Annotated in this window: 3 protein-coding genes and 1 pseudogene; 2 read left to right on the forward strand and 2 right to left on the reverse strand. The window is 71.4% G+C overall.

Annotation, left to right across the window (positions count from 1 at the left end; genetic code table 11):
• Positions 1-191: pseudogene (locus ACJA3G_RS28805) on the forward strand (peptidase M16); the annotation flags it as partial.
• Positions 192-234: 43 nt separating this feature from the next.
• Here the strand turns inward: ACJA3G_RS28805 and ACJA3G_RS28810 are convergent.
• Positions 235-1581, reverse strand: a complete 1347-nt coding sequence (locus ACJA3G_RS28810; RefSeq protein WP_406555968.1) for a M16 family metallopeptidase — start codon at positions 1579-1581, stop codon at positions 235-237.
• A 187-nt stretch (positions 1582-1768) separates the two neighbouring features.
• Between ACJA3G_RS28810 and ACJA3G_RS28815 the strand changes: the two genes are divergently transcribed.
• Positions 1769-4219 carry a DNA topoisomerase (ATP-hydrolyzing) subunit A gene (locus ACJA3G_RS28815; RefSeq protein WP_406555967.1) on the forward strand — a complete coding sequence of 817 codons (2451 nt, stop codon included), beginning with the start codon at positions 1769-1771 and terminating at the stop codon, positions 4217-4219.
• Positions 4220-4304: 85 nt separating this feature from the next.
• On the opposite strand, the gene ACJA3G_RS28820 is transcribed toward ACJA3G_RS28815, so the two are convergent.
• Positions 4305-5471, reverse strand: coding sequence for a CobW family GTP-binding protein (locus ACJA3G_RS28820; protein ID WP_406555969.1), 1167 nt, complete (start codon positions 5469-5471; stop codon positions 4305-4307).
• Positions 5472-5511 lie beyond the last annotated feature (40 nt).

Below are 5511 nucleotides of genomic sequence, written 5' to 3' on the forward strand. Positions count from 1 at the left end.
CGGTGGCGGGCCGCGCCGACGAACTCTGCAGGTACGCGGTGCTGTTCGGCGACCCCCAGCTCGCGCTGACCGCCGTCGACCGGGTCCTCGACATCACCGCCGAGGAGGTGCGGGACGTGGCCCGGGCCACCCTGCGCCCGGACAACAGGGCGGTGCTGGTCTACGAGCCGACCACCGCGGCAGCAGACGAGGCGGCCGGCTGGGGGTGGAACTGCATGGTCACGCCGGTCTCGCTCACTGCTCTGCTCCCTCTGCGTCGGCCTCGGCCGCCTCGTCTGCTGCCGCGGTGGTCGGCTCGTAGACCAGCACCGCCCTGTTGTCCGGGCGCAGGGTGGCCCGGGCCACGTCCCGCACCTCCTCGGCGGTGATGTCGAGGACCCGGTCGACGGCGGTCAGCGCGAGCTGGGGGTCGCCGAACAGCACCGCGTACCTGCAGAGTTCGTCGGCGCGGCCCGCCACCGTGCCGAGCCGGTCCAGCCACTCGCGCTCCAGCTGGGCCTGGGCGCGCTCCATCTCCTCGGCCGTGGGGCCCTCTTCGGCGAACCGGGCGAGCTCCTCGTCGACGGCCGACTCGATGTCGGGGACGTCGACCCCGCCGGACGTCTTCACGTCCAGCCAGCCGAGCGAGGGGGCGCCGGCCAGGCGCAGCAGACCGAATCCGGCCGCGACCGCGCTCTGGTCGCGGCGCACCAGGCGGTTGTGGAGGCGGGAGGACTCGCCGCCGCCGAGGACGGTGAGCGCCAGGTCCGCGGCGTCGCACTCGCGGGTGCCGTCGTGCGGCAGCCGGTAGGCGGCCATCAGGGCGCGCGCGGGCACGTCCTCGTGGACGACCTCGCGCAGCTGCTCACCGATGACGCCGGGCAGCGTGCCGTCGCGCGGCGGCTGCTTGCCGTCGTGGGAGGGGATGGAGCCGAAGTACTTCTCGATCCAGGCGAGCGTGCGATCGGGATCGATGTCGCCGACGACCGAGAGGACCGCGTTGTTCGGCGCGTAGTACGTACGGAAGAAGGCGCGCGCGTCCTCCAGGGTCGCCGCGTCCAGGTCGGCCATGGAGCCGATCGGCGTGTGGTGGTACGGGTGGCCGTCCGGGTAGGCCAGCGCGGTGAGCTTCTCGAACGCCGTGCCGTAGGGCACGTTGTCGTACCGCTGGCGGCGCTCGTTCTTGACGACGTCGCGCTGGTTCTCCATGGACTCCTCGTCCAGGGCGGAGAGCAGCGAGCCCATGCGGTCGGCCTCCAGCCAGAGCGCGAGCTCCAGCTGGTGGGTCGGCATGGTCTCGAAGTAGTTGGTGCGCTCGAAGCTGGTGGTGCCGTTGAGGGAGCCGCCGGCGCCCTGCACCAGTTCGAAGTGGCCGTTTCCGTGGACCTGGTGCGAGCCCTGGAACATCAGGTGCTCGAAGAGGTGAGCCAGGCCCGTACGGCCCTTGACCTCGTGGCGGGAGCCCACGTCGTACCAGAGGCAGACCGCGGCGACCGGGGTCAGGTGGTCCTCGGAGAGCACCACGCGCAGGCCGTTGGCCAGCCGGTGCTCGGTCGCTGTCAGGCCGCCGGAGCCGGCCTGGGCGGTGGCCGTGTGACCCATGGGCATGTACGTCCCTTCGATCGCGGTGAAGAAGTCCTGCCACTGTATGCAAGCGCACCGACACCTGGCGAAGTTCCCGGGTCGCGGTCCGCGTTGTCAGTGGGACGGTCCACAATGGTCGGCGTCAGCAGCAGACCTTGTTGGTGGTCGCTAAGAAGAACACGTTGGTGAAGGAGCCGCAGCCGCGATGGCCCGCCGCAGCACGAAGACCCCGCCGCCGGACGATTTCGAGGAGAAGATCCTCGACATCGACGTCGTGGACGAAATGCAGGGCTCCTTTCTCGAGTACGCCTACTCGGTGATCTACTCGCGGGCCCTGCCGGACGCCCGCGACGGCATGAAGCCGGTCCACCGCCGCATCGTCTACCAGATGAACGAGATGGGCCTGCGCCCCGAACGCGGCTATGTGAAGTGCGCGCGCGTGGTCGGCGAGGTCATGGGCAAGCTCCACCCGCACGGCGACGCATCGATCTACGACGCGCTGGTGCGGATGGCGCAGCCCTTCTCCATGCGCCTGCCGCTCGTCGACGGCCACGGCAACTTCGGCTCGCTCGGCAACGACGACCCGCCGGCCGCGATGCGGTACACCGAGTGCAGGATGGCCGACGCCACCCAGCTGATGACCGAGTCGATCGACGAGGACACCGTCGACTTCTCGCCGAACTACGACGGCCAGGAGCAGGAGCCGGTCGCCCTTCCCGCCGCCTTCCCCAACCTGCTGGTCAACGGCGCGACCGGGATCGCGGTCGGCATGGCGACCAATATGCCGCCGCACAACCTGGGCGAGGTCATCGCCGCCGCCCGCCATCTGATCCGGCACCCCAACGCGGACCTGGAAGCGCTGATGCGCTTCGTCCCCGGCCCCGACCTGCCCACCGGTGGCCGGATCGTGGGCCTGTCCGGCATCAAGGACGCGTACGAGTCGGGCCGCGGCACCTTCAAGATCCGCGCCAAGGTGTCGGTGGAGAACGTGACGGCGCGCCGCAAGGGCCTGGTCGTCACGGAACTGCCGTTCACGGTCGGCCCGGAGAAGGTGATCTCCAAGATCAAGGACCTGGTCGGCTCCAAGAAGCTCCAGGGCATCGCCGACGTCAAGGACCTCACCGACCGCTCGCACGGTCTGCGTCTGGTCATCGAGGTCAAGAACGGCTTCGTCCCGGAAGCCGTCCTGGAGCAGCTCTACAAGCTGACGCCGATGGAGGAGTCCTTCGGCATCAACAACGTGGCACTGGTGGACGGCCAGCCGCTCACCATGGGCCTCAAGGAGCTCCTTGAGGTCTACCTCGACCACCGCTTCGAGGTGGTGCGCCGGCGCAGCGAGTTCCGCCGCACCAAGCGCCGCGACCGGCTGCACCTGGTGGAGGGCCTGCTCGTCGCGCTCCTCGACATCGACGAGGTCATCCGTCTCATCCGGTCGAGTGACAACTCGGCGCAGGCCAAGCAGCGCCTGATCGAGCACTTCTCGCTCAGCGAGATCCAGACGCAGTACATTCTGGACACCCCGCTGCGCCGCCTCACCAAGTTCGACCGCATCGAGCTGGAGAGCGAGCGCGACCGCCTCACCGGCGAGATCGACGAGCTGACCGGCATCCTGGAGTCCGACAGCGAGCTGCGCAAGCTGGTCTCGGCCGAACTGGCCGCGGTGGCCAAGAAGTTCGGCACCGAGCGGCGCACGGTGCTGCTGGAGTCGGCGGGCGCCCCGGTCGCGGCCGTGCCGCTGGAGGTCGCGGACGACCCGTGCCGGGTGCTGCTCTCCTCGACGGGCCTGCTGGCGCGCACCGCGAACGCGGAACCGCTCGCGGAGGCCGAGCGCCGCGCCAAGCACGATGTGATCGTCTCCGCGGTGCCCGCGACCCAGCGCGGTGACATCGGCGCGGTCACCTCGGCGGGGCGGCTGCTGCGGCTCGCCGTGATCGACCTGCCTCAGCTGCCGGACACGGCCGCCGCGCCCAACCTCTCGGGCGGCGCCCCGGTCTCGGAGTTCCTCTCGCTGGAGGCCGACGAGACCCTGGTGTGCCTGACAACGCTGGACGAGTCGTCGCCGGGTCTGGCGATCGGCACCGAGCAGGGCGTGGTCAAGCGCGTGGTGCCCGACTATCCGGCCAACAAGGACGAGCTGGAGGTCATCTCCCTCAAGGACGGCGACCGGATCGTCGGCGCGGTCGAGCTGCGCACCGGCGAGGAGGACCTGGTCTTCATCACGGACGACGCCCAGTTGCTGCGCTACCAGGCCTCGCAGGTGCGCCCGCAGGGCCGCCCGGCGGGCGGTATGGCGGGCATCAAGGTCGCCGACGGCGCCAAGGTGATCTCGTTCACCGCGGTCGACCCGGCGGCGGACGCCGTGGTGTTCACGGTGGCGGGCTCGCGCGGCACCCTGCTCGGGGACTCGGCGGCGACGGTCAAGCTGACACCGTTCGACCAGTATCCGCGCAAGGGCCGGGCCACCGGCGGGGTGCGCTGCCAGCGGTTCCTGAAGGGCGAGGACATGCTGGTGCTGGCCTGGGCGGGCGCTGCCCCGGCGAAGGCGGCGCAGGCCAACGGGACCCCGGTGGAGCTCCCGGAGCCCGACCCGCGCCGCGACGGCTCGGGCACTCCGCTGGGCCACACGGTGTCGGTGCTGGCGGGTCCCGCGCTGTAGCCGGGGCGGGCAGGCGACAGCCGGGGCGGACAGGCTATCGCCGGAGCGAGCGCGACAGCGGGGCCGGCGGGCCGCGGGCGGGGGGCTACTCCTCGCCCGGGGCCCCGTCGGCCCCGTCGGCTTCCTCCTCCTCGGGGACTGCCCGCGTCTCGTCGGCCTCCTCCGTCTCGTCCCGCTGTACGTAGCGCAGGACGCCCCACATGGCGGCCTCGTCCGGGGTGTCCCGCGGCTGCGCCGCCACGGCCGCGTCCAGGGAGGCGCGCAGCCCCCCAGTGTCGATTCCCGAGCCGATCAGGACGAGCTGGGTCAGCCGCTCCTCGCCGGGCGGCCAGGGCTCCGGGTAGAAGCGCAGGAACGGGCCGACGGCGTGGACGCCGTACCGGTTGAGCGGGTCGGCCGGCCCGAAGTCGACGAACCCCTTGAGGCGGTAGAGGCCCTCGGGGCGGCTGTCGAGGAAGGCCATCAGCCGGCGCGGGTCCATGGGCACGGCCGAGGTGAAGGCGACGGACTCGTACCTGGTGTGCAGATGGCCCGCGTGGGCGCACCCGGGCCCGCACTCCTGCCCGTGCGCCTCTGCGTGCGCCTCTTCGTGCGCCCCTTCCTCGTCCAGCAGATCCTCGAAGGCGAGCTGGCCGACCCGCTCGGTACTGGGCCGGCGGTCGAAGAACAGCTCGGGGTCCACCCGCCCGTACACGGCCTCCACCACCGGGGCGGCCCCGTCGAGGGACGCCCGCAGCCGGTCGAGCTCCGCCCCGGGAACCCGGTCGGTCTTGTTGAGCACCACCAGGTCCGCGACCGCGAGATGGCGGTCGATCTCGGGGTGCCGCGCCCGGGTCGCGTCGTACTCGGCGGCGTCGACGACCTCGACCAGCCCGCCGTACACGACCCGCGGGTTCTCGCTGGCCAGCACCATCCGCACCAGTTCCTGCGGCTCCGCGAGACCGCTCGCCTCGATGACGAGGACGTCGAGCCCGGCGGCGGGCCGGGTCAGCTTCTCCAGATACACGTCGAGCTCGCTCGCGTCGACGGCGCAGCACAGACAGCCGTTGCCGAGCGAGAGAGTCGAGTCGCCGAGCTGTCCGGCCACGGTCATCGCGTCGATCTCGATGGATCCGAAGTCGTTGACGATCGCCCCGATCCGGGTGCCCCGGCCGGCCCGCAGCAGATGGTTGAGCAAAGTGGTCTTGCCCGAGCCGAGGAAGCCCGCGAGGACCACGACGGGGATCTGCTGGGTCGGACCGGTCGGACTCACGAGGGTGCCTTTCTGGGCGGGCGCGTACGGGTGGGGCGCG

Source organism: Streptomyces sp. YS-3, assembly GCF_045257485.1.
In the GTDB taxonomy this organism is placed as follows: domain Bacteria; phylum Actinomycetota; class Actinomycetes; order Streptomycetales; family Streptomycetaceae; genus Streptomyces.